The organism is uncultured Nocardioides sp. (genome assembly GCF_902805925.1).
GTDB lineage: Bacteria > Actinomycetota > Actinomycetes > Propionibacteriales > Nocardioidaceae > Nocardioides.
Window position 1 is genome coordinate 1 of sequence record NZ_CADCUP010000085.1, and the last position, 23,208, is coordinate 23,208.

The following is a 23,208-nucleotide window of genomic DNA, read 5'->3' on the forward strand; positions in this document are numbered from 1 at the left end:
CGAGCAGGGCGAGCAGGGCCGCGGTGAGCATCGTCCTCATGAGGGTCGGACGGCCCGGCCGCCGCCGCGGTTCCGCCGTCGGTAGCCTCGCCCCGTGCCCTCGCTGCTGCTGCCCCCCGTCCGCCTCGGTCGGTGGGTCGAGAACTTCGGTGCGCGGCACGGCGGCACCGTGCTGAGGGTGGTCGAGGGAGCGCTGGGCGGCGAGGCTGTCGACGGGTCGACCTTCACCGTCCGGCTGCCCTTCGCCGCGGCGTACGACGGCCCGGCGGAGGTCACAGCGCTGGTGGCCGCGGTCGAGCCGCCACGGGCATGGGGCGTGCTGTTGGTGCGCAAGGGCGGGTTCGCCGTGGCGCGCATCGAGTCCGGCGCCGTGGTGGAGCACAAGATCGGGCAGCGCCACGTGCAGGGGCGCACCAAGGCGGGCGGGCAGAGCCAGCAGCGGTTCGCCCGGCGGCGCGACAACCAGGCCCGCCAGGCCTACGAAGCCGCGGCCGACCACGCGGCGCGGATCCTCGCCGGCGTCCCGGTCGGCGTCGTCGGCGGTGACCGTCCTGCGGTGGAGGAGGTGCTGGCCGACCGGCGCCTCGCCGGACTCGACGTCGTCGAGCCGTGGCTCCCGGTGCCCGACCCGAAGCGGGCGGTGCTGGACCAGGCCGTCCTCGACGCGGCGTCGCTCGCGATCGAGGTCGTCAACGCCTGATCCCGCCTGCAGTTCACGCCGTCACCGCGCTCGCCACGCGGCCGTCGTCGGTCGCTCAATGGGCCTGGTCGGCCGATGACCTGCGCTAGCGTCCCCACCATGTGGGAGCCGCAGCCCGACTGGCGCGCCATGCCGCCGGGCACCGGCACGTCCACCGTCGGCATCTGGCGGGCGGCGCTGGGCGACCGTCCGGTCGTCATCAAGCGGCTGCGCCGGCCGGAGGCGCACGACCCCGCCGAGCTCCAGGACCCCACGCACCCGGCCTACTGGCGCCGGGAGCCCGACGTCCACGACACCGGGATCGTCCAGCACACCGTCGGGCTGCGCGGCGTCGTGGCTGCGGTGGAGGAGGACGAGCACGGCATCACCCTGACCCGGGAGTGGGTGGAGGACGCGGCGACGAGCGGACCGTTCCGGGCGATCGGGATGGGGCGCTTCGCCGGCTGCGACCTGCCCCGCACCCGCTTCCTCGTCCGCGACCAGTTGCGGCACCGGCTGCGGCGCGTCGAGCGCCGCGGCGGGTGGTCGACGCTGGCCCGCACGACGGTCGCCGACATCGCCGACCACCTGTGGCGCCGCCGGGAGCCCCTGCTCGACCAGGTCGACGCCCTGCCGCTGGTGCCGCAGCACGGTGACCCCACGGCCGACAACCTGCCCGGCCGCGCCGGCGACGACGTCGTCGCCATCGACTGGTCGACCCTCGGGCTCGGCCACGTCGGCGGCGACCTCGGCTACCTCTCCCTCACGGCGCGCGAGGACCTCGAGCCGCTGCTCGACGCCTACCTGATCGGGCTGCCGGCACGCACGGCGGACCGCGAGGACGTCCTCCTCGGCGCGCGCACCACGGCCGTCTACACCGCCCTGACCCGGGCCGACTGGGCCCTGGCGCGCGTCGCGCCGGGGGAGGGCGCACTGGCCGCCAAGCTCAAGCATCCCAGCGTGGCGCCGTACCTCCGCTCGCTGCAGCGCCTCGGGCCGCACGTCGAGGCCCTGATGGGGTAGGGCTCAGAGCTCGCTGGCCCCGAAGGTGTCGCACCGGGCGGGGTCGCCGGACTCGTAGCCGGTGGAGAACCAGCGCATCCGCTGCTCGGCGGACCCGTGGGTCCAGCCCTCGGGGTCGACGCCGCCGCCGGAGCGCTGCTGGATGCGGTCGTCGCCCACGGCCTTGGCGGAGTCGAGAGCCTCGCTGATGTCGGCCTGGTCGAGCTCGGCGAAGATCGCGACGCCGTCGGTGTCGGTCGTGCCGGTGGCGGCCCGGGTCCACGCGCCGGCGAAGCAGTCGGCCTGGAGCTCGAGGCGCACCGCGTCGGACTCGGGGCCCTGCTGCGTCCTCACCCGGCCCATGATGCCGAGCAGGTTCTGGACGTGGTGGCCGTACTCGTGGCCGAGCACGTAGGGCTCGACGAAGTCGCCGCCCTGGCCGCCGAGCTGGCCCTCGAGGACGTCGGTGAAGAAGGTCGTGTCGAGGAAGATGGCCTGGTCGGGCGGGCAGTAGAACGGGCCCACCTGGCTGGACGCCTGGCCGCAGCCGGTGTTGACGGCGCCGCTGAACGTCGTCATCGACGCCGGGGCGAACTGCGCCCCGAGCTCGGGCGCCGCCCGGCTCCAGTAGTTGTAGAGCGAGTTCTCCACCGCGACGCGGGCGCAGTCGACGTCCTGGTTGGCGTCGGCGCCGGTCCGGCAGTTCGCGTAGCGCTCGGGGTCGGCCATCCGGCCGGTGTCGGTGCCGCCCTGCACGCCCCCGCCGGTCGGGAGGCCGCCGCCGCCGCCGACGCACTGGGTCAGCACGAAGATGAGGCCGATGATGATCAGGGTGCCGATGCCGCCGCCCGCGCCGACGCCGCCGGGGATCGGGATGCCGCCACCGCGCCTGCCGCCGCCCAGCCCGCCGCGGCCCAGCCCGCCGCCACCGCCGCGACCGGCGTCACCGATGCGACCGGTGTCGAGGTGGGCCTTGGGGTTGAAGCGCATGGGCATCCTTCCGGGGGCGTGGCGCCGAGTCGTCGATGGCCGCTCGGGCTCCGTACACTAGCCACCACGATGATCACCGCCCAACAACTCGAGGTGCGCGCCGGTGCACGTCTCCTGATGGAGGGTGTGTCCTTCCGCGTGGCCGCCGGCGACAAGGTCGGCCTGGTCGGCCGCAACGGCGCCGGCAAGACGACGCTCACCAGGATCCTCGCCGGCGAGGCGCTGCCGGCGTCCGGCACCGTGACGCGCACCGGGCAGGTCGGCTACCTCCCGCAGGACCCCCGCACCGGCGACCCCGAGGTGCTCGCCCGCGACCGCATCCTCTCGGCCCGCGGCCTCGACGACGTCGTACGCCGGCTGCGGCGCTCCGAGCTCGACATGGGCAGCGACGACCCGGCCGTCCGGGACAGGGGCATGCGCCGCTACGAGCAGGCCGACGCCGAGCTGCACGCCGGCGGCGGGTACGCCGCGGAGTCCGAGGCGGCCACCATCGCCTCCAGCCTCGGCATCGCCGAGCGCATCCTGGGCCAGCCGCTGAAGACCCTCTCGGGTGGCCAGCGCCGACGGGTGGAGCTCGCGCGCATCCTGTTCTCCGCTGCCGAGATCCTGATCCTCGACGAGCCGACCAACCACCTCGACGCCGACTCGATCGTGTGGCTGCGCGGCTTCCTCAAGGCCCACAAGGGCGGCTTCATCGTGATCAGCCACGACAACGCGCTGCTCGAGGAGACCGTCAACAAGGTGCTCCACCTCGACGCCAACCGCGGCGAGATCGACGTCTACAACATGAGCTGGAAGAACTACCTCACCCAGCGCGAGACCGACGAGAAGCGCCGCAAGCGTGAGCGCGCCAACGCCGAGTCCAAGGCCAAGACGCTCACCGACCAGGCCAACCGGATGCGTGCCAAGGCCAGCAAGGCCACCGCCGCCCAGTCGATGCTCAAGCGCGCCGAGAAGATGATGGCGGGGCTGGAGGGCGAGCGCGCCGCCGACAAGGTCGCCCGCATCAAGTTCCCCTCGCCCGCGCCCTGCGGCAAGACGCCCATCACCGCCGAGGAGCTCTCGAAGTCCTACGGCTCCCTGGAGGTCTTCACCGACGTCGACCTCGCGGTCGACAAGGGCTCCCGGGTCGTCATCCTGGGCCTCAACGGCGCCGGCAAGACGACCATGCTGCGCATCCTGGCCGGCGTCGACGCCCCCGACACCGGGCAGGTCGTGCCCGGGCACGGGCTGAAGGTGGGCTACTACGCCCAGGAGCACGAGACGCTCGACACCAGCCGCACGGTGCTGGAGAACATGCAGAGCGCCGCGCCGCAGCTCACCGACACCGAGGCGCGCAGCGTGCTGGGCTCCTTCCTCTTCTCCGGCGACGACGCCCACAAGCCGGCGGCGGTGCTCTCCGGTGGCGAGAAGACGAGGCTCGCCCTCGCCAGCCTCGTGGTGTCCAGCGCCAACGTGCTGCTCCTCGACGAGCCGACCAACAACCTCGACCCCGCCTCGCGCGAGGAGGTGCTGGCCGCCATCCGCACCTACGAGGGCGCCATCATCCTGGTGACCCACGACGAGGGCGCTGTCCGCGCGCTCGAGCCCGACCGGGTGCTGCTGCTGCCCGACGGCGACGAGGACCTCTGGAACGAGGACTACGCGGACCTGGTCAGCCTCGCCTGAGCAGGGCCCGGGGGAACAACCGGTCGGCAGCCCACGTTGCCCCAGGGTCGGAAGGACGACACATGTCATTGAGCTCAGGGATGGGTCCCGCGTGGCGCCACATGCGCACGGACCGCAACGTCGACCGAGGCCGCGTCGACCGTCGGACCGTGCGCCGCGTGCTGGGCTTCGCGGGCCCGCACCGACGCCTCATCGCGACGTTCCTGGCGATCACGGTGGTCGACGCCTGCCTGGTCGTGGTGACGCCGCTGCTGGTGCAGCGCCTCGTCGACGACGGCATCGTGGGCCGGGACGGCTCGCTGGTCACCTGGTTGGCGCTGGCCATGGCGGGGGTGGCCGTGATCGGCGCGGTGCTCTCGGTGATCGGCGGCTGGTTCTCCTCGCGCATCGGTGAGGGCCTGATCTTCGACCTCCGCACCCAGGTGTTCGGGCACGTGCAGCGCCAGTCGCTCGCCTTCTTCACCCGCACCCAGACCGGTGCCCTGGTGTCCCGTCTCAACAACGACGTGATCGGCGCCCAGCGCGCCTTCACCTCCACGCTCTCCACCACCGTCTCGAGCCTGATCTCCGTGGTCGTCGTCGGCATCGCCATGCTGGCGCTGAGCTGGCAGGTCACGCTGCTGTGCCTGCTGCTCTTCCCGATCCTGCTGCTCACCTCCCGCTGGGTGAGCGGCCGCCTCGCCGGCCTGACGCGTGAGCAGATGGACGGCAACGCCGACATGGGCAACGCCATGACCGAGCGGTTCAACGTCGGCGGCGCGATGCTGCTCAAGCTCTTCGGGCGCCGCGACGTCGAGGACCTCCTCTTCGCCGGCAAGGCCGCCAACGTGCGCGACCTGGGCATCCGCATCTCGCTGATCACCCGCGTCTTCGTGGCTGCGATGCTGCTGGTCCCGGCCCTCGCCACGGCCCTGGTGTACGGCGTCGGCGGCCAGCTCGTCATCGACGGTGCCCTGACCATCGGCACGGTCCTCGCGCTCGGCACCCTGCTGCTGCGCCTGCTCGGGCCGCTGCAGAGCCTGTCCAACGTCCGCATCGACGTGATGACGGCCCTGGTGAGCTTCGACCGCGTCTTCGAGGTGCTCGACCTGCCCTCGCTCATCGAGGAGCGGGACGACGCCGTCGACCTGCCCCGGGGCGCGGCCCGCCTGCAGTTCGACGACGTGTCCTTCCACTACCCGCGCGCCGACGACATCTCGCTGGCGTCGCTGGAGTCGGTGGCCCGCAAGCCGTCCCACGACTCCGGGGAGGTGCTCCGCGGCGTCGCCTTCACCGCCGAGCCGGGCCAGATGGTCGCGCTGGTCGGGCCCTCCGGCGCCGGCAAGACCACCGTCACGCACCTGGTGGCGCGGCTCTACGACCCGACGACGGGCGTCGTGCGCGTGGGCGACCACGACGTGCGCGAGGTGACGCTGGAGTCGCTGGAGGAGGTCGTCGGCTACGTGACCCAGGACGCGCACATGTTCCACGACACCATCCGCGCCAACCTGCTGTACGCCCGGCCGGGCGCCGACGACCAGCAGGTCTGGGAGGCCCTCGAGGCCGCCCAGATCGCCTCGCTGGTGCGCGCACTGCCCGACGGTCTCGACACCGTGGTCGGCGACCGTGGCTACCGGCTCTCCGGCGGCGAGCGGCAGCGGCTGGCCATCGCCCGGCTGCTCCTCAAGGCGCCGGCGATCGTGGTCCTCGACGAGGCGACCGCGCACCTCGACAGCGAGTCGGAGGCGGCGGTGCAGCGCGCGCTCGACGCGGCGCTCGAGCACCGCACGTCCCTGGTCATCGCCCACCGCCTCTCCACGGTGCGCAACGCCGACCTGATCCTGGTGCTGGACGACGGCCGGGTCGTGCAGCGCGGCACCCACGACGAGCTGCTCGCGGCGGGCGGCCTGTACGCCGATCTCCACCGCACGCAGTTCTCCCGCGGGGGGCTCGAGGAGGTCTCCTCCTAGTACGGTGCGGGGCATGGACCTCGAGCTCCGCGACCGCGTCTTCGTCGTCACCGGAGGGGCCCGCGGGCTCGGCCGCGCCACCGCCGACTGCCTGGTCGCCGAGGGAGCCCGGGTGGTGCTCTCGGGCCGCTCGGAGGAGTCGCTGGCCGCGGCCGCCGGCCGGCTGGGCGAGGCCGCGACCACCGTGGTGGCCGACAACGCCGACCCGGCGACGCCGGCCCGGCTGGTGACTGCGGCCCAGGACACCTGGGGCCGGCTCGACGGTGCGCTGCTCAGCGTCGGCGGTCCGCCCAAGGGGCCGGTCACCGGCATCACCGACGAGCAGTGGTCGACCGCCTTCGCCTCGGTCTTCCTGGGCGCCGTGCGGCTCTCGCGGGAGATCGGGCAGGCGCTCCCGGCGGGCGGCTCCCTGGCCCTGGTGCTCTCCTCCAGCGTGCGGGTCCCGCTGCGCGAGATGGCGATCTCGAACGGCCTGCGACCGGGCCTGGCGATGGTCGCCAAGACGCTGGCCGACGAGCTCGGTCCCGGGGGAGTCCGGGTCAACGGGCTGCTTCCCGGTCGCATCGCCACCGAGCGGGTGGCCGAGCTCGACGCGTCCACCGGTGACGCCGAGGCCGCCCGGGCGGCCGCCCTGCGCACCATCCCGATCGGCCGGTACGGCGATCCGGAGGAGTTCGGCCGGGTGGCGACGTTCCTCCTGTCGCCGGCGGCCTCATTCCTGACGGGCGTGATGCTTCCCGTCGACGGCGGGATGCTGCGCGCCCTCTGAGTCGTCGCTCGCCACGTCGTGGTCGTCGCCGACCGCGCCGCCCCGTCGCCCGGGGCGCACGCCGCGGTACTCGTCGTACATCAGGTAGAAGAAGCCGAAGACGGCGAGCGCCCCGAAGAACCACCACTGGAGCCCGTAGTAGAAGTGCGGGCCGTTGTCGAGCTCGGGCAGCTCGGCGCGCAGCAGCGGGGTCTCGGGCTGCGGGGACTCCGAGCGGACGTCGACGAAGCCGCCGAGCACCGGTCGGTCCAGCGCCTCGCCGATGCGCTCGCTGCTGATGCTGCGCGTGGACTGGTCGGTGACGGCCGTGCTGTCACCCGTGGCGTCCTGCCGGACCCAGCCGGTGACCGAGACCTCGCCCGGCGGCGGGGCCGGCAGCTCCTCGGTCGCGGCGCCGCGGTTGTCGGTGGCCACCCAGCCGCGGTCCACCAGCAGGGCGGTGCCGTCGGCCAGCACCAGCGGGACGACCACGTCGACGCCGGAGGCCCCCTCGCGGGTGCGGTAGCGCACCACGACGGTGTCCTCGACGGCGTAGGTGCCTGTGGCCTCCACGACGCGCCACTGCTCCCCGGCACCGACGCCCTCGCCGATGGCGAGCAGGTCGGTGACCTCGGCCGGCGGCAGCGCCTCGTTGCGCTCGATCACCGCGTTGCGCTCCTGGCGGTCGGCGAGCCGGTCGAACTGCCACTCGCCCAGCCGCCACGCCAGCCACGCGAGCGCGGCGACGACCAGGAGGAAGAGCAGCCACCTGCGGCTGAGCAGGAACCCGACGCGTCGCACCGCTCGAGGCTATCCCCGTCGTGGTCGGCGGCTCGGCCTCGGCTGGCCGAGTCGCCTAGGATGGGAGACATGACTCACGCTCTGGAGGACCGCTTCGGCCGGGTGGCCACCGACCTGCGCGTCTCGCTGACCGACCGGTGCAACCTCCGCTGCTCCTACTGCATGCCGGCCGAGGGGCTCGACTGGATGCCGACGGAGCAGACGCTCACCGACGACGAGGTCGTCCGGCTGGTCACCATCGGCGTGCAGCGGCTCGGCGTCACCGAGGTCCGGTTCACCGGGGGAGAGCCGCTGCTGCGCCGTGGCCTGCCCGACATCGTCCGCCGCACCCACGAGCTGGGCGGCGTCGAGACCTCCCTGACCACCAACGCGCTCGGGCTGGCCCGCACCGCGAGCACCCTGGCCGCTGCCGGGCTCGACCGGGTCAACGTCAGCCTCGACACCGTCCGGGCCGACACCTTCGCCACCATCACCCGTCGCGAGCGCCTGCACGACGTCATCGCCGGCCTGGAGGCGGCGCGCGACGCCGGCCTGGGACCGGTCAAGATCAACGCCGTGCTGCTCAGGGGGGTCAACGACGACCAGGCCGGCGAGCTGCTCCGCTGGTGCATCACGGAGGGCTACCACCTGCGCTTCATCGAGCAGATGCCGCTCGACGCCCAGCACGGCTGGTCCCGCACCGAGATGGTGACCGCCGACGAGATCCTCGAGCACCTCGAGCGCGACTTCGAGCTGAGCCCGGCTGAGGAGCCGCGCGGCAGCGCCCCGGCCGAGCTGTTCCGCGTCGACGGCGGCCCCGCGACCGTGGGCGTCATCGCGTCGGTCACCCGGCCGTTCTGCGGCGACTGCGACCGGGTGCGGCTCACCGCCGACGGGCAGGTCCGCAACTGCCTGTTCGCCCGCAGCGAGTCCGACCTGCGCACGGCGCTGCGGGGCGGTGCCGACGACGAGGAGATCGCCGCGCGGTGGGTGGTCGCTATGCAGGGCAAGCTGGCCGGTCACGGCATCGACGACCCCAGCTTCCTCCAGCCCACGCGACCGATGTCCGCGATCGGCGGCTGAGCCCTCAGGCCGGTCTCCCAGCCCGATCCGCAGGCTGGACTCTCAGGCGGGGTGCGCGACGACGTCGCGCAGGAACTGCCGTGCGCCCAGGAACGCCGAGAGGCTCTCGCGGTGCTGGTCGCACGCCAGCCAGGTCTTGCGACGGTCGGGCGTGTGGATCTTCGGGTTGTTCCACAGCAGCGCCCAGGTGGCCCCAGCGGTGCAGCCTCTAGCGGAGCAGGTGTCGACGGGCTGGTCCATGGCTCCTCGCCGGCGTGGTCCTGCGGACAAATGAGTGGTGCCGGACAGCCACGGGGGAAGCCGTCCGGCACCACGATGAATTCAGACGGGGGATGCTGAACTCATCTCATCGATCATTGCACGGGCACAAGCAATTTCCAACTCATCCCAGGCGCCCTCCAGGCGGGTGCGAGGCCTCAGGAGAAGGGGCGCTCCGGGGGGTTGGCCCGCCCCGGAGGGAGGGCGGTCCGGGAGAGGTCGGAGCGCAGCTCGAACGGATCGGCCCGGGGCGGGGAGACGTTCGCCATGATCACGGCGATGTACGGCAGCCCGAGCGCGGCGGCCACCAGCACCCAGCGGAGCCAGCCGGGACCGACCGCGACGGCGCCCACGAAGCACAGCGTGCGGATGGTCATGGAGATGACGTAGCGCCGCTGACGGGCCGAGATGTCGGCGTCGCGGCTCTCGGCAGCGGTGGTGATGCGGACCGCTGCCCCGTCGTCGTGCGCGCGCCGGAGAGCCATGTCTGCCACTGTATGTCGGTAGTGTTCATGCCCCTTTCCGCAGCGATCCAGGAGTCCCCATGACGAACCGCACCTACCGCGTCACCGAGATCGTGGGCACCTCGCCCGACGGCATCGACCAGGCCATCAGCAACGGCATCGCACGGGCCGGGCAGACCCTGCGCCACATCGACTGGTTCGAGGTGACGCAGATCCGCGGGCAGGCCGTGGACGGCGAGGTCGAGCACTACCAGGTCGGGATGAAGGTGGGCTTCCGCCTCGAGGACGAGTGATTCCCGGGTTGGGTCTACCACCCGGTAATGGATAGCGTCGTGGCCCGTGAGTGAACCTCGTTCCGTCCTGGTCACCGGCGGCAACCGCGGCATCGGCCGCGCCATCGCCGAGGCCTTCCTGGCAGCCGGTGACAAGGTGGCAGTGACCACGCGCAGCGGGGGAGCGCCCGAGGGTGCCCTCGACGTGCGCTGCGACATCACCGACGCCGCGGCCGTCGAGGCGGCGTTCGCCCAGATCGAGCAGGCGCACGGTCCGGTCGAGGTGCTGGTCGCCAACGCCGGGATCACCGCCGACACCCTGGTGCTGCGGATGTCCGAGGACGACTGGGACTCCGTCATCGCCACCAACCTCACCGGCTCCTTCCGGCTCGCCAAGCGGGCCGCGAAGGGCATGCTGCGGCTGCGCCGCGGCCGGATCGTCTTCATCTCCTCCGTCGTCGGCCTCCTCGGCTCGGCGGGCCAGGTCAACTACGCGGCGTCCAAGGCCGGCCTCGTCGGCATGGCGCGCTCGCTGGCCCGCGAGCTCGGCAGCCGCTCGATCACCGCCAACGTCGTGGCTCCCGGCTTCGTGGAGACCGACATGACCGCTGTGCTCACCGACGAGCAGCGGAGCAGGATCAAGGAGCAGGTGCCGCTGGCGCGCTACGCCACTCCCGACGAGGTCGCCTCCGCGGTCGCGTGGCTGGCCTCCGACGGCGCGGCGTACGTCACCGGGGCCGTGATCCCGGTGGACGGCGGACTGGGCATGGGTCACTGAGAAGGATGGGTCACTGACATGGGAATCCTCGACGGCAAGCGCATCCTCGTGGCGGGGGTGACGATGGACTCCTCCATCGGCTTCGCCACGGCGAAGGTCGCCCAGGAGCAGGGCGCCACGGTGCTCGTCTCCAACTTCGGGCGGGCGCTCGGCATCACCCGCCGCATCGCCAAGCGGCTCCCGCAGGAGCCCCCGGTGATCGAGCTCGACGTGACCGACCAGGGCCACCTCGACGGGCTCGCCGACGCGGTGCGCGAGCACGTGGACGGGCTGGACGGGGTCGTGCACTCCATCGCCTACGGCAACCCGCAGACGCTCCTCGGCGGCCGCTTCCTCGAGGGCCCCTGGGACGACGTCGCGCAGGCGGTGCAGGTCTCGGCGTACTCGCTGAAGTCGCTGGCCGTCGCCACCAAGCCGGTGATGTCGGAGGGGTCGTCCATCGTCGGACTCACCTTCGACGCCACCAGCGCCTGGCCCGCGTACGACTGGATGGGGGTGGCGAAGGCGGCGCTCGAGTCGACCTCGCGCTACCTCGCCCGCGACCTCGGTCCCCAGGGCATCCGCTGCAACCTCGTCGCCGCCGGCCCCCTGAAGACCCTGGCCGCCAAGGCGATCCCGGGCTTCGAGGACCTCGAGTCGTCGTGGAAGGACCGCGCCCCGCTCGGCTGGGACGAGTCCGACCAGGAGCCCACCGCGAAGGCGGTCGTGGCGCTGCTCTCGGACTTCTTCCCCGCCACCACCGGCGAGATCGTGCACGTCGACGGCGGCTTCCACGCGATGGGGCTCTGAGGCCGGCCCCGCCTCGCGTAGCGTGCCGCCGTGACCTCACTCGTCGAGCTGCGCGTCCTCGAGGGGCCGAACCTGTACTTCCCGCGGGCCGCGATCAAGCTGACCCTCGACATCGGGGCCATCGCCACCGCGCCGACCGACCGCGCGGTGCGCCTCGCCGGCCGGATCGGGCTGCGCAACGCCCGGCCGGGCGAGCCCGGCACGGGGTTCCGGCAGCGCTTCGCGCTGCGCGCGGTCGAGCGGCTGGTGCGCGCCATCGCCTCGGAGTCGGGTACGGCGCGGCTCGCCGTCCGGGTGCGCTCGACCGGCGACCCGAACCAGGTCGTGGTGGCCTTCCCGTGGCGCAACCGGGAGCGCGCGCAGGCGATGGGCCGCGCCGTGGCCGACGTGATCGACCACCTCCCCAGCGCCGACGTCGACACGGTGGTCGGGGAGGCCGCTGCCCGGGTGGCCGCGTCGCCCGTCGGCGCGCCACCGCACACCATCGTCCCGCGGATCCCCGTGGTGGCGGTGACCGGCACCAACGGCAAGACCACGACCAGCCGGATGATCGCCCACATCGCCCGCGCCGACGGGCGACTGGTCGGCTGGTCCAACACCGACGGGATCTACGTCGACGGCGAGCTCATCGAGGCGGGCGACTACTCCGGGCCGAGCGGCGCGGGCCGCGTGCTGGCCCATCCGCAGGTGCAGCTCGCGGTCACCGAGACCGCCCGCGGCGGCATCCTGCTCAAGGGCATCGGGCTGTCCCGCAACGACGTCTCCGTCGTCACCAACGTCACCGCCGACCACCTCGGCCTCCAGGGCATCGACACCGTCGACCAGCTCGCCGAGGTGAAGGCGGTGGTGCCGCGGATCACCCGTCGCAGCGGCTGGTCGGTGCTCAACGCCGACGACCCGCGGGTCTACGCCATGCGCTCGGTGGTCGTGGCCCGGCCGTGGGTGTTCTCCCGCGACCCCGACTCACCCGGGGTGCGCGAGGTCCTGGGCGAGGGCGGCCGGGCCACCACCGTCATCGACGGCTGGGTGAGCGTGCTCCGTCCCGGTGAGGACCCCGACCCGCTGGTGGAGCTGGTCGAGGTGCCCATGACGCTGGCCGGGCTGTCGCGCTTCAACGTGGAGAACACCCTGGCCGCCGCGTCCGCCGCCCTGGCCGTCGGCATCTCGCGCGAGGTGGTCGTCGAGGGGCTGCGCACGTTCCGTCCCGACCCCGAGCACAACCCCGGCCGGATGAACTTCTTCACGGTGCCGGGTCCGCGCGGCGCCGTCTCGGTGGTCCTCGACCTGGCGCACAACGAGGCGGGCCTCGAGGCGATGCTCGAGATCATGAACGGGGTGCGGGTGCCGGGTCGCCGCCTGGTCCTGGGGCTCGGCGCCGTGGGCGACCGCACCGACGACCTGATCGAGATGCTGGGCGAGATCGGTGCCCGGGACAGCGACGTGGTGATGATCGGCCACAAGGAGGGCTACCTGCGCGGCCGCACCCTCGAGGGGCTGGAGGCCCTGCTGCGGGCCGGTGCCGCACGCGTGGGCGTGACCGACATCGAGTCGAGGCCGACGGAGGTGGCGTGCCTGGAGGCCATGGTGGACCGGGCGGAGCCGGGGGACGTCGTCGGCCTGATGTGCCACGCGGAGCGCCACGAGTGCTACGCATGGATCGCCGGGCGCGGCGGCACCGCCGACTCGCCGGAGGCGCTGGCGGCCAAGGTGCGGGCGGCTCGCGGCTGACCTGCCCCACCGAGGGGACGTCATACGATCCGTGGACCCGTCTCCACCATCCGCATGACGTCGTGCAGCACCCCGTGGAACGGCGTCCGGACCGGCCGTGGTGCCGACGGCTCACTCGTCGGTGAGGGCCGCGACGTAGTCGGGGTCGGCGGTGGGGTGCTCCTCCGACGTCCCGGCGCCGGCCTGGGCGGTCTTCGACCAGCTCTCCAGCTCCGACATCACCTGGGCGTGCTGGTCGACGCAGACCACGACGAGGTCGCCCTTGTTGGCGTGGCTCATCGCGCGGCGCACGGCCTTGATCTCCTCCAGCACGGTCTCCACCTGCTTGCAGCGGGCACCCTCGGCCATGGCCGCGTTCACGCCCTCGCGGACCAGGGCCGCGACGTCGCCGCGCTCGCGACCGCGCAACGCCTCGTCCTCGCGGACGACGACCACGTCGAAGTGCTGGGCGGCGATGTGGCCGAGCTCGCGCATGTCCTGGTCGCGGCGGTCGCCGGCGGTGGCGATGATGCCGATGCGAGACGGCCGGGCGAGGTCGTGGGAGGACTCCAGCGACTCGCCCACGCGGTCGACGAAGTCGCCCAGCATCTTCATGCCGGGGGCGTTGTGGCAGTAGTCGACGATGACGTTGACGCCGTCGACCTCGACCTCGTTGAGACGCCCGGGGGAGAGGTAGTAGCTGGTGGCGAAGGTGCGCAGGCCCTGCCGGATGTCGTGCAGCGGCGCGCCGGCCGCGAACGCCGCCGCGGCGGCACCCAGCGCGTTCTGCACGTTCATCCGGGCCCGGCCGCCGAAGGTGGCGGGGAGCAGGTGGGTCCACGCCAGCTGCATCTCGCGGCGGCCGTGCTTGACGACGATCATCTCCCCGCGGTCGGAGGGGTTGAGCACCAGCGCCTTGCCGCCGCGGCGGCAGTGGGCCTCGACCATGTCGCGCACCTCGGTGCCCGGCTCCTCCATCGAGAACCACACGACCTGTCCCGAGCACTTGCGCCGCATCTCGCGCACCAGCGGGTCGTCGGCGTTCAGGACGGCATGGCCGTCGCGGGGGACCGCCTCGACGAGCACGGCCTTGACGTCGGCGAGCTGCTCGACGGTGTCGATGCCGCGCAGGCCGAGGTGGTCGGGCTGCACGTTGAGCACCACCGCGACGTCGTTGCGCTCGTACCCCAGGCCCTCGCGCAGGATCCCGCCGCGGGCGACCTCGAAGACGGCGAAGTCGACGCGGGGGTTCTGCAGGACCATCCGGGCGCTGCGCGGGCCGGACGCGTCGGCCTTGATGAGCAGGCGCTCGTCGATGACGACGCCGTCGGTCGAGGTCATGCCCACCTTGCGGCCCATGCCCTTGAAGATGTGGCTGATCATCCGGCTGGTGGTCGTCTTGCCGTTCGTGCCCGTGACCGCCACGATCGGGATGCGGCTCTGGGCGCCGGGCGGGAAGAGCATGTCGACGACCGGCTTGGAGATGAACTGCGGCTCGCCGATGGTCGGGTGGGTGTGCATCCGGAACCCCGGAGCGGCGTTCACCTCGCAGATCGCGCCGCCGGTCTCGCGCACCGGCTCGGTGATGTCGGGGCAGATGAAGTCGATGCCGGCGATGTCGAGGCCGATCATCCGCGCGGCCTCCTCGGCGATCTCGACGTTCTCGGGGTGCGCCTCGAAGGTGCGGTCGATGGAGATGCCGCCGGTGGACATGTTGCCCGTGAGGGCGAGCCTGACCGTCTCGCCCTGCTCGGGCACCGAGTCGAGCTGGTGGCCCTGGCCGGCGAGCACCTCGACCGCCGCGTCGTCGACCTTGATGCGGGTGAGCACCTTCTCGTGGCCCACGCCGCGCCGCGGGTCGGCGTTGGTCAGCTCGACGAGCTGCTCGACCGTGGAGGTGCCGTCGCCCACCACGTGGGCCGGCACGCGCTCGGCGATGGCCTCCATCCGGCCGTTGATGATCAGGCAGCGGTAGTCCTTGCCGGTGACGAACGACTCGACGATGACCCAGCCGCGCCGCGACTGGTCCTGGGCGACCGAGAACGCCACGCGGACGTCGGCCTCGGACCGGAGGTCCAGGCACACCCCGCGCCCGTGGTTGCCGTCGAGCGGCTTGAGCACGACCGGGAAGCCGATGCGGGTGGCGGCGGCGACGGCCTGGTCGGCCGTGCGCACGGAGTCCTGCTTGGGCACCGGGAGCCCGGCCGCGCCGAGCAGCTTGGTGGTGAGGTCCTTGTCGGAGGCCACGTCGACGGCGATGGAGGAGGTGTTGGAGGTCATCGTGGCGCGGATGCGCTTGGCGTGCACGCCCTGGCCCAGCTGCACCAGCGAGTGCTGGTTGAGCCGGATCCAGGGGATGTCGCGGGAGACGGCCTCGTCCAGGATGGCCTGGGTGGAGGGCCCGAACGCCGACCGCTCGGCCTTGAGGATGAACCGCTCGAGCTCTGCCTCCCAGTCGAGGTCGGGGTCGCCCTGCACGAGGTGGTTGACCAGGCGTACGGCGAGGCGCCCCGCCAGGAGGCCCACCTGCTCGTCGACGTAGCCGTAGATGATGTTGTAGACGCCGGGGCTGCCCTCGACCTGGCGCGTCTTGCCCCGCCGGATGTCGTGGCCGACGACCTGCTGCAGCGCCAGCGCGGTGTGCTCGGCGACGTGCCCCAGCCAGGTGCCCTCCTGGAGCCGCTCCACGAAACCACCGCGGCGGCCGCGGGAGCAGGAGTGCTCGCGCAGCCCCGGCAGCATGGCGACCAGGTCCTCGGCGAAGCCGGGCAGCGTGCTGGTGGGGAACTGCTCGAGCGACCCGAGGTCGACGACGAGGTGGATGGCCTTGTCGTAGGACCAGACGTTCGCCCCGCGGTAGACGCGGGTCTCGAGGATCGTGAGGTCGGGGGTGGGGCGCTCGCTCATCAGCGGTCTCCGTCCGGGTCGGTGGGGGAGGTCGTCCGGCGGCTGCGGGCCAGACGGGCGCGCAGGGCCTGGGGCGACTTGTCGGCGGCCGCGATGTCGCGGGCCATCTGGCGCATGTCGCGCTGCGCCTCGGCGATCTCGGCGGCGTCCTCGGCGGCGACCGCCGCCCGGTGCGGCACCAGGGCGCGTGCGGTGAGGTCGAAGGCCTGGCCGGCCGGCAGCACGTGCAGGACCACGCCGCTGGCGAGCAGCGGGGACGAGCGCCTGGCCTCGTAGGCGTTGGTCACCATGTGCGACCCGTCGAGGATGGTGACGGCACCGCGGCCGGCGACCCGCAGCACCTCGCGGCCGTCCTCGGAGGTCACGATCGCGGCGGTGTCCTCGTCGATGCCCAGGCCGAGGAGCTGGGGCGACTGGCTCACGATCATCAGCAGCCGACCGTAGCGGTTGCGCTGGTCGAAGTGCTGGTCGATCACGGTGGAGTGGAGCAGTCCCAGCCCCGCGGCCACCTGGGTCATCCGCTGCTTGGGCGTCGCCCCACCGACCCCGAACGCCACCATGTGCGAGGACTGGATGCTCGCGCCCGCGGAGGTGCCCGCCACGACGACCCCGTCGAGGTGGGCCTGCATGATCGCGTCGCCGAGGGGCGTGCCGCAGATGATGGCGGAGAGCTTGAGCTGGTTGCCGCCGGTCATGAAGATCCCGGTCGCGCTGCGCAGCCGGGCGACCAGCTCGGGGTCGTGCGCGTCGTCGCGGCTCTCGGGCCGCATCGCGATCACCTCGGCCGCGCCCAGCCGGCGGAAGAGGGCGTCGTACACCTCGGTGACCTCGTCGCCGAGCGAGGACGCCGTGGGGATGACGGCGATCCTCGACCCGGCACCTCCGCTGGCGGCGACGAACTCGCCGAGGATCGTGCGCTTGCGGAGCTTGTCCTCGGCCCCCCCGATGATCAGGAGCGGACCGGGGGTGTGTTCTGGCATGACACGGAGGTTATCGGGAGTCACACTGAGCCGGTGCACACGGACTCAGCAGCCACGCCTCGCCACCTCGTGGTGATGCGCCACGCCAAGGCCGAGCAGGTCGCCGCCTCCGACGTGGAGCGGCCGCTGGTCGAGCGGGGCCGGGCCCAGGCGGCCGACGCGGGCCGGTGGCTCCTCGACGTCGGCGTCCGGCCGGACCACGTCCTGGTCTCCAGCGCGGTGCGCACCCGTGAGACGTGGGAGGTCCTCGCCAGGGCCGCCGGCTGGTCGGTGGAGGCCGACCTGGAGACCGCGCTGTACGCCGCCGGGCCGGAGGCCGCGCTCGACGTCGTGCGGCAGGTCCCGGCCGAGGCGCGCTCGCTGCTGGTCATCGGCCACAACCCGACCGTCGGCTACCTCGCCCAGCTGCTCTCCGACGGCACCGGCGACGAGGCCGCGACCAGCGAGATGACCGGCGGCTACCCGACCTGCGCCCTCACCGTCTTCGAGTACGACGGCGAGTGGGCCGACCTCGACCTGGGCTCCGCCCGGGTGGCTGCCTTCCACGTCGGCCGTGGCTGACGAGCTCGACGTCCCGGAGATCGCGGCGCGGCTGCGCGAGTCGGGCTCGGTGTTCGCCGAGGACGAGGCCGCACTCCTGCTCGCCCAGTTCCAGGGCGCCGATCTCGCCGCGGCCGTGCTCGACCGGGTGGCCGGGGAGCCGCTGGAGCACATCCTGGGCTGGGCGGAGTTCGCCGGCGTCCGGATCCAGGTCGGCCCCGGGGTCTTCGTCCCGCGGCGCCGCAGCGAGGTCCTGCTGCAGCAGGCGCTGACCCACCTGCCCCGGCACGGGCTGCTCGTCGAGCTGTGCTGCGGCGCCGCGCCGATCGCCACGGCGATCGCCGGGGCCCGCGCCGACGCGACGGTCTTCGCCAGTGACAACGACCCGGTGGCGGTGGCGTGCGCCCGGCTCAACCTCGACCCCCTCGGGGGGCGCGCGGAGGTGGGCGACATGGCCGAGTCGGTGCCCCGGGCCTACGTCGGCCGGGTCGACGTCCTGGTCGCCAACGCGCCGTACGTGCCCAGCGACGAGATCGCGCGGATGCCCTCCGAGGCGCGGCTGCACGAGCCGACCGCGGCGCTCGACGGCGGCCCGGACGGCACCACGCTCCAGGACCGGGTGGCCGCGGCCGCGCGGCCGCTGCTCGCGCCGACCGGCGTGGTGATCGTCGAGACCAGCCGGCGCCAGGCCGACACGACCGCCTCGAAGATGCTCTGGCGCGGCTTCGTGCCCGAGGTGGTGCTGGACGACGAGGTCGACGGCACCTGCGTGGTCGGACGGCGCCAGTAGGCGTCAGGGGAGCGGTGGCTCGGGAGTCACGATGCCGGCCTCGGCGTCGGCCGACTCGACCTCCTCGCGCGAGATGCCGAGCAGGTAGACGATCGCGTCGAGGTAGGGCACGTTGACGGAGGCGTCGGCGGCGTCCTGCACCACCGGCTTGGCGTTGTAGGCGATCCCGAGGCCGGCGGCGGCGAGCATGTCGAGGTCGTTGGCGCCGTCGCCGATGGCGATCACCGCCTCGACGGGCACGCCCACCTCGTCGGCGAACTCGCGCAGCGCCGTGGCCTTGCCGGCCCGGTCGACGACGGCGCCGAGGATCCGGCCCGTCAGCCGGCCGTCGAGGATCTCCAGCTCGTTGGCGCGGGAGTAGTGGATGCCCAGATCGGCGGCCAGCCGGTCGGTGATCTGGCTGAAGCCGCCCGAGACGATGGCGAAGCGGTAGCCCAGCCGGCGCAGCGTGCGCACCATGGTGCGGGCCCCCGGCGCCAGCTCGATGGCGTCGTACACCTCGTCGAGGACACCCGCCTCGACGCCCTCGAGGAGCCGCACCCGCTCGCGCAGCGACGTCTCGAAGTCGATCTCGCCGCGCATCGCCGACTCGGTCACCCGGGCGACCTCGGCCTCGTGCCCGGCGTGCGCGGCCAGCATCTCGATGACCTCGCCCTGGACCAGGGTGGAGTCGACGTCCATGACGATGAGCCGCATGCCGCGCCGCATCAGGTTGGCGGGCTGCACCGCGATGTCGACACCCTGGCCGGCCGCCTCGATGGCCAGCAGCGCGCGCAGCCGCTCAGGGTCGGTGCCAGAGACGTGGAGGTCGATCGCGGTGACCGGGTAGCGCGCCATCCTCTCGATGCGGTCGATGTTCGCGCCGCTGTCGGCGATCCGCCCGGCGATCGCCGCCATCGCCGAGGCCCGCAGCGGCGAGCCGATGACGGTGACGTGCGAGCGGCCCTCGCTGCGCACCTTGTTGTCGCCGATCCCCCGGTCGACGTCGACGCTCATGTCGAGCTGCTCGGCCGTCAGCTCGATGGCGGCACGCAGCTTCTTCCAGTCGCGGGGCGCGGTGACCAGGACACCCAGCACCAGCCGGCGGCGCAGCACGATCTGCTCGATGTCGAGCACCTCGACCCCGGCGGTCGCGAGCCGGGAGAAGACCGCGGAGGTCACGCCCGGCCGGTCCTTGCCGGTCAGCGTGATCAACAGGGTCCTGGGCAGGTCCGCGTCGTGCTCCGGCAAGGGGTCCATGGCGAGCCCGAGGCTACTGCCCGCAGGTGCGGGTGTCGGCGGTGCGTCGCGCCGTGGACCGGCATGGAGCACACCGATCGGCTCTCCACGAGCGTGCCTCCGGGTGCCGCTGCGGCCACGGCACGGCATGACGGCCCGTCGTACGCCGGCATCCGGGCGCCGTCCGGTGACGGTTCATCATGGTATGTCGCCGAGCTGTTGCTTCCCATGGGCTGCACGCCGTGGGAGGCACCAGCTCACCGACATACCTTGATGAACCAACCAACGGCCGAGCTCCGACTCAGTCCGGCCACACCTCCGGCGAGCACGCCGCCACGACCGCCCGGCGCGCGGCGCGGTCCAGGGGGCGGAGGGCGTCGCGGCGTGCCGCCATCTCCAGCGCCGTGACGGCACCGCCCTCGTCAGCCAGGGCCAGGTCGACGATCGCCTCGCAGCGCAGGCCGCGCGCCGCCAGCTCGACGCAGCGCGCGGGCGTGCCGTCGGGGGCGTCCAGCACCGCGGTGCGGCGCAGGTCCATCAGCTCGTCGGCCACGTCCGGTCGCCAGCGGGCCACGTCCAGCGCGGCCAGCGCGGCGGCGCTGTCGAGCAGGGCCGCGCGCAGGCCGCGGTCGGCCTCGCCGACGTCGGGCACCTGCCGCCGGGCGGCCACGTGCCGTCGCCACAGGACCGCGCGACCGACCCGGTGCGGCACCAGGGCGATCCCTGCCGGCCCGCACACCGCGGCCTCGCCCACCTCCACCGCGTCGAGGTTGAGGGCGCTCGGGCCGCCGAGGCCGACGAGGTCGCCCTCGGTGGGCAGCGCGAGCCCGAGGGAGTCGCCGCCGCCGTTGCGGACGTCGAGGAGGACGTCCAGGAGGCTCGTGGGCGTCCCGCCGTCGGCCGGGTCGCGCACCTCGTGCACGGCGTCGTCGCCGGTCACCGCGTCCAGCAGCAGGTCGGTGACCACGTGGCCCCGCAGCCAGGCGGTGCCCCACCACGCCAGCCGCGCGGCATCGGGAAGGCTCGTCACGGCGGTCGAGGCTACCTCCGCGGGTCGTCGGCCCCCTGGCTAGGGTGACGCCATGGTCGCCGTCCTCGAGTTCGCAGACGTCACCGTCCGCCGCGGCCCCCTCGACGAGCCGGCCCTCTTGCTGGACGGCATCGACTGGGCGGTCGAGGAGGACGAGCGCTGGGTCGTCCTGGGCCCCAACGGCGCGGGCAAGACCACGCTCCTCCAGGTCGCCGCCGCCCACATCCACCCGACCGGCGGGGTGGCCGGCATCCTCGGCGAGGTCCTCGGCACGGTCGACGTCTTCGAGCTGCGCCCGCGCATCGGGCTGACCAGCGCCGCCCTGGCCGAGCGCGTCCCGCGAGGAGAGCTCGTGCGCGACGTCGTCGTCTCCGCGTCGTACGGCGTGGTGGGCCGGTGGCGCGAGCAGTACGACGACCTCGACCACGACCGCGCGCACGGCCTGCTCGTCGAGGTCGGCGTGGCCCACCTGGCGGAGCGCACCTTCGGCACGCTCAGCGAGGGCGAGCGCAAGCGGGTCCAGATCGCCCGGGCGCTGATGACCGACCCCGAGCTCCTCCTGCTCGACGAGCCCGCCGCCGGACTCGACCTCGGCGGTCGCGAGGACCTCGTCAGCACCCTGTCGGTGCTCGCCCTCGACGCCGACTCACCGGCGACGGTCCTGGTGTCCCACCACGTCGAGGAGATCCCGCCGGGCTTCACCCACGCCCTGCTGCTGCGGGAGGGCAGGACCGTCGCGCAGGGGCCGCTGCACGAGGTGGTCACCGAGGAGGCGCTGTCGTCGACGTTCGGCATGCCGCTGGTGCTCACCGAGTCCGACGGGCGCTTCGCGGCACGCCGGCGCAACGGCCGTCGCGCCCGCTGATCGGCCACCGCCCACCGGCTAGGCTCGAAGCATGGAGTGGTTCCGAGAGCATGCCTGGGAGACCTGGCTCGGGCTCGCGATCCTGCTGGGCGTGGCCGAGATGTTCAGCCTCGACCTCATCCTGGCCATGCTCGCGGCCGGGGCCCTGGTGGGCATGGTCACCGGCGCACTCGGGCTGCCCGTCGCGCTGCAGGTCCTCGCCGCCGCCGCCGCCTCGGTGGCAGCGCTGGCCGTGGTCCGGCCGACGATGGTCAAGCGTTTCCACGGGGGACCCGAGCTCTCGCTCGGGCACGGCAAGCTGGTCGGCAGGCAGGGCATCGTGACCGAGCACATCTCGGGCCTGGCTCCGGGCAGGATCAAGCTGGCGGGGGAGCTCTGGACCGCCGAACCGTACGACGACACCACCAGCATCCCGGCGGGCGAGACGGTCGAGGTGCTGGAGATCCGCGGTGCCACGGCCCTCGTCCACCCCGTCGCCCGGCTCGAGTCCTGATCCGCCCTCCCGTCCACGACCCGTCCCACGAAGGAGACGCCCATGGAGATCGCCCTGGTCCTGCTGGCGCTGCTGGTCCTGTTCGTCATCGTCATGCTGGCCAAGACGGTGCGCATCGTGCCCCAGGCGCGCGCCGGCATCGTCGAGCGCTTCGGCAAGTACAAGGGCACGCTCCCCGCCGGGCTCAACATCGTCATCCCGTTCATCGACCGGCTGCGCTACCTGATCGACCTGCGTGAGCAGGTCGTCTCGTTCCCGCCCCAGCCGGTGATCACCGAGGACAACCTCGTGGTGTCCATCGACACCGTCATCTACTTCCAGGTCACCGACCCGGTCTCCGCGACGTACGAGATCGCCAACTACATCCAGGCCATCGAGCAGCTCACCATGACCACGCTGCGCAACATCGTCGGCGGCATGGACCTCGAGGAGACGCTCACCAGCCGCGACTCCATCAACTCCGGCCTGCGGGGCGTCCTCGACGAGGCCACCGGCAAGTGGGGCATCCGCGTCAACCGGGTCGAGCTCAAGGGCATCGACCCGCCGCCCTCCATCAAGGACTCGATGGAGAAGCAGATGCGTGCGGACCGCGAGAAGCGCGCGGTGATCCTCACCGCCGAGGGCCAGCGGCAGGCCGCGATCCTCACCGCCGAGGGCTCCAAGCAGTCCTCGATCCTGATGGCGCAGGGTGACCGGGAGTCCCAGATCCTGCGCGCCCAGGCCGACCGGGAGTCCCAGATCCTCCGGGCCCAGGGCGAGGGCCAGGCCATCCAGACGGTCTTCCAGGCCATCCACGACGGCCAGCCCGACCAGTCCCTGCTGGCCTACCAGTACCTCCAGATGATGCCGAAGATCGCCGAGGGCAGCGCCAACAAGGTGTGGGTGATCCCGTCCGAGATCACCAAGGCCATGGAGGGACTCGGCTCCTCGATCCACGAGATCGCCGGCATCCCCAAGGACGCCTCGCCGCGCACCCGCGTCGACATGGGCTCCACCGAGCCGGTCGTGCCGCAGGGCTCCGAGGACTCGGGCGCCGGCTCCAGCAAGGCGGTCGAGGACGCCATCGCCGCCGCGCAGCAGGCCGCCTCACCGACCCGTGCCAACGGGGCGACGAGCGCGACCTCCGACGCCATCGACCCGGCCATCGGCCCGGGACAGGTGCCGCCCGCTCGGTGAGCCCGTAGGAGGTCGACTGGCGGACCGCGCTGCTGATCGCCG

The 23,208-nt window shown here is 73.0% G+C and carries 23 protein-coding genes; 15 read left to right on the top strand and 8 right to left on the bottom strand.

Going from position 1 to position 23,208, the window contains the following annotated elements:
- Positions 1-94 precede the first annotated feature (94 nt).
- Entirely contained in the window at positions 95-700 is a 606-nt protein-coding gene (locus QZX64_RS05925; protein WP_295657680.1) for an acVLRF1 family peptidyl-tRNA hydrolase, read from the top strand.
- A 99-nt stretch (positions 701-799) separates the two neighbouring features.
- Positions 800-1,702, top strand: coding sequence for a phosphotransferase (locus QZX64_RS05930; RefSeq protein WP_295657681.1), 903 nt, complete (start codon positions 800-802; stop codon positions 1,700-1,702).
- A 3-nt stretch (positions 1,703-1,705) separates the two neighbouring features.
- Here QZX64_RS05930 and QZX64_RS05935 read toward each other — a convergent pair whose 3' ends face one another.
- Positions 1,706-2,671 carry a neutral zinc metallopeptidase gene (locus QZX64_RS05935; protein ID WP_295657682.1) on the bottom strand — a complete coding sequence of 322 codons (966 nt, stop codon included), beginning with the start codon at positions 2,669-2,671 and terminating at the stop codon, positions 1,706-1,708.
- A 69-nt stretch (positions 2,672-2,740) separates the two neighbouring features.
- Here QZX64_RS05935 and QZX64_RS05940 point away from each other — a divergent pair, with 69 nt between their 5' ends.
- The 3 genes from QZX64_RS05940 (at position 2,741) to QZX64_RS05950 (ending at position 7,057) form a co-directional block, all read left to right on the top strand.
- Entirely contained in the window at positions 2,741-4,339 is a 1,599-nt protein-coding gene (locus tag QZX64_RS05940) for an ABC-F family ATP-binding cassette domain-containing protein (protein ID WP_295657683.1), read from the top strand.
- A 149-nt stretch (positions 4,340-4,488) separates the two neighbouring features.
- Positions 4,489-6,288 (top strand): ABC transporter ATP-binding protein, encoded by a 1,800-nt coding sequence (locus QZX64_RS05945; protein WP_366558522.1) that lies wholly within the window; start codon positions 4,489-4,491, stop codon positions 6,286-6,288.
- A gap of 13 nt (positions 6,289-6,301) precedes the next feature.
- Positions 6,302-7,057, top strand: a complete 756-nt coding sequence (locus QZX64_RS05950) for an SDR family oxidoreductase (protein ID WP_295657685.1) — start codon at positions 6,302-6,304, stop codon at positions 7,055-7,057.
- On the opposite strand, the gene QZX64_RS05955 is transcribed toward QZX64_RS05950, so the two are convergent.
- Complete coding sequence (locus QZX64_RS05955) at positions 7,001-7,837, bottom strand: SURF1 family protein (protein WP_295657686.1); 837 nt, start codon at positions 7,835-7,837, stop codon at positions 7,001-7,003. The two genes, QZX64_RS05950 and QZX64_RS05955, sit on opposite strands and share 57 nt — an antisense overlap.
- A 69-nt stretch (positions 7,838-7,906) precedes the next feature.
- Here QZX64_RS05955 and moaA point away from each other — a divergent pair, with 69 nt between their 5' ends.
- Positions 7,907-8,899, top strand: a complete 993-nt coding sequence (gene moaA / locus QZX64_RS05960; protein ID WP_295657687.1) for a GTP 3',8-cyclase MoaA — start codon at positions 7,907-7,909, stop codon at positions 8,897-8,899.
- A 42-nt stretch (positions 8,900-8,941) separates the two neighbouring features.
- Here moaA and QZX64_RS05965 read toward each other — a convergent pair whose 3' ends face one another.
- Both QZX64_RS05965 and QZX64_RS05970 read right to left on the bottom strand, forming a co-directional pair.
- Positions 8,942-9,139 carry an acetone carboxylase gene (locus QZX64_RS05965; RefSeq protein ID WP_295657688.1) on the bottom strand — a complete coding sequence of 66 codons (198 nt, stop codon included), beginning with the start codon at positions 9,137-9,139 and terminating at the stop codon, positions 8,942-8,944.
- A gap of 176 nt (positions 9,140-9,315) precedes the next feature.
- Positions 9,316-9,642 carry a DUF3099 domain-containing protein gene (locus QZX64_RS05970; protein WP_295657689.1) on the bottom strand — a complete coding sequence of 109 codons (327 nt, stop codon included), beginning with the start codon at positions 9,640-9,642 and terminating at the stop codon, positions 9,316-9,318.
- Positions 9,643-9,701: 59 nt separating this feature from the next.
- Between QZX64_RS05970 and QZX64_RS05975 the strand changes: the two genes are divergently transcribed.
- Genes QZX64_RS05975 through QZX64_RS05990 form a run of 4 tightly spaced genes read left to right on the top strand, consistent with a single transcriptional unit; the run spans position 9,702 to position 13,188 of the window.
- Positions 9,702-9,914: a dodecin gene (locus QZX64_RS05975; RefSeq protein ID WP_295657690.1), complete on the top strand. Its 213-nt coding sequence runs from the start codon at positions 9,702-9,704 to the stop codon at positions 9,912-9,914.
- Positions 9,915-9,960: 46 nt separating this feature from the next.
- Positions 9,961-10,671 (top strand): 3-oxoacyl-ACP reductase FabG, encoded by a 711-nt coding sequence (fabG, locus tag QZX64_RS05980; protein ID WP_295657691.1) that lies wholly within the window; start codon positions 9,961-9,963, stop codon positions 10,669-10,671.
- An 18-nt stretch (positions 10,672-10,689) separates the two neighbouring features.
- On the top strand, positions 10,690-11,460 hold the full coding sequence (gene fabI / locus QZX64_RS05985; protein ID WP_295657692.1) for an enoyl-ACP reductase FabI: 771 nt from the start codon (positions 10,690-10,692) through the stop codon (positions 11,458-11,460).
- A gap of 30 nt (positions 11,461-11,490) precedes the next feature.
- Positions 11,491-13,188 (top strand): Mur ligase family protein, encoded by a 1,698-nt coding sequence (locus tag QZX64_RS05990; protein WP_295657693.1) that lies wholly within the window; start codon positions 11,491-11,493, stop codon positions 13,186-13,188.
- A gap of 111 nt (positions 13,189-13,299) precedes the next feature.
- Here the strand turns inward: QZX64_RS05990 and cphA are convergent, their stop codons facing one another.
- Positions 13,300-16,074, bottom strand: a complete 2,775-nt coding sequence (gene cphA, locus QZX64_RS05995; protein ID WP_295657694.1) for a cyanophycin synthetase — start codon at positions 16,072-16,074, stop codon at positions 13,300-13,302.
- Complete coding sequence (locus QZX64_RS06000) at positions 16,074-17,054, bottom strand: cyanophycinase (RefSeq protein ID WP_295657695.1); 981 nt, start codon at positions 17,052-17,054, stop codon at positions 16,074-16,076. The genes cphA and QZX64_RS06000 overlap by 1 nt, the downstream gene beginning before the upstream one ends.
- Positions 17,055-17,087: 33 nt before the next feature.
- Between QZX64_RS06000 and QZX64_RS06005 the strand changes: the two genes are divergently transcribed.
- A complete protein-coding gene (locus QZX64_RS06005; RefSeq protein ID WP_295657696.1) occupies positions 17,088-17,615 on the top strand; it encodes a histidine phosphatase family protein in 528 nt (175 codons plus the stop codon).
- A complete protein-coding gene (locus tag QZX64_RS06010; RefSeq protein ID WP_295657697.1) occupies positions 17,608-18,384 on the top strand; it encodes a putative protein N(5)-glutamine methyltransferase in 777 nt (258 codons plus the stop codon). Before QZX64_RS06005 ends, QZX64_RS06010 begins: the two co-directional genes overlap by 8 nt.
- Positions 18,385-18,387: 3 nt before the next feature.
- On the opposite strand, the gene serB is transcribed toward QZX64_RS06010, so the two are convergent.
- A complete protein-coding gene (gene serB / locus QZX64_RS06015; protein ID WP_295657698.1) occupies positions 18,388-19,623 on the bottom strand; it encodes a phosphoserine phosphatase SerB in 1,236 nt (411 codons plus the stop codon).
- A gap of 280 nt (positions 19,624-19,903) precedes the next feature.
- Complete coding sequence (locus QZX64_RS06020; protein ID WP_295657699.1) at positions 19,904-20,632, bottom strand: hypothetical protein; 729 nt, start codon at positions 20,630-20,632, stop codon at positions 19,904-19,906.
- Between the two features lie 52 nt (positions 20,633-20,684).
- On the opposite strand from QZX64_RS06020, the gene QZX64_RS06025 reads away from it, so the two are divergent.
- From QZX64_RS06025 to QZX64_RS06035, 3 genes are read left to right on the top strand one after another with little or no spacing between them, the layout of a single operon-like run.
- The gene (locus QZX64_RS06025; RefSeq protein WP_295657700.1) at positions 20,685-21,497 is read left to right on the top strand and encodes an ABC transporter ATP-binding protein; all 813 of its coding nucleotides are present in this window, start codon (positions 20,685-20,687) and stop codon (positions 21,495-21,497) included.
- 31 nt (positions 21,498-21,528) lie between these two features.
- Positions 21,529-21,990, top strand: coding sequence for an NfeD family protein (locus QZX64_RS06030; RefSeq protein ID WP_295657701.1), 462 nt, complete (start codon positions 21,529-21,531; stop codon positions 21,988-21,990).
- 42 nt (positions 21,991-22,032) lie between these two features.
- Positions 22,033-23,166 carry an SPFH domain-containing protein gene (locus tag QZX64_RS06035; protein ID WP_295657702.1) on the top strand — a complete coding sequence of 378 codons (1,134 nt, stop codon included), beginning with the start codon at positions 22,033-22,035 and terminating at the stop codon, positions 23,164-23,166.
- The last annotated feature ends 42 nt before the right edge of the window (positions 23,167-23,208 follow it).